Raw genomic sequence first — 353 nt, 5'->3', positions numbered from 1 at the left:
CCGGCACCATCGACATCCTGGGCGTCACGTATCCGCTGTACCGGTTTCTCATCATCGTCGTCGGGCTGCTGGTTGCGGCGGGGTGTTACCTGCTGATCCATCGCACCCGGCTAGGCATGCTGATCCGCGCCGGGTCCACCGACCGCATGATGGTCGGCGCGCTGGGGGTGAACATTGCGCGCCTGAACACGCTGCTGTTTGTGCTGGGCGCGGTGCTGGCGGGCCTGGCCGGACTGATGGCTGGCCCAATTCTGTCGGCGCAGACGGGCATGGGCGAACCCATCCTGATCCTGACGCTGGTCGTCATCGTGATCGGCGGCATCGGCTCGGTGCGCGGCGCGTTCCTGGCCGCG

General features: G+C 67.4%; 1 protein-coding gene. It reads left to right on the top strand.

Annotated elements, in window-relative coordinates:
* Positions 1–353: branched-chain amino acid ABC transporter permease (locus B3446_RS05610; protein WP_291378224.1), on the top strand; the 353-nt coding region annotated here is incomplete at both ends.

Origin of the sequence: Achromobacter sp. UBA5777, from assembly GCF_002418565.1 — a bacterium.
Taxonomy (GTDB): Bacteria; Pseudomonadota; Gammaproteobacteria; order Burkholderiales; family Burkholderiaceae_B; genus Achromobacter; species Achromobacter animicus.
Note: the sequence above shows the minus strand (reverse complement) of the source record. Positions and strands in the feature narration are given on the sequence as shown.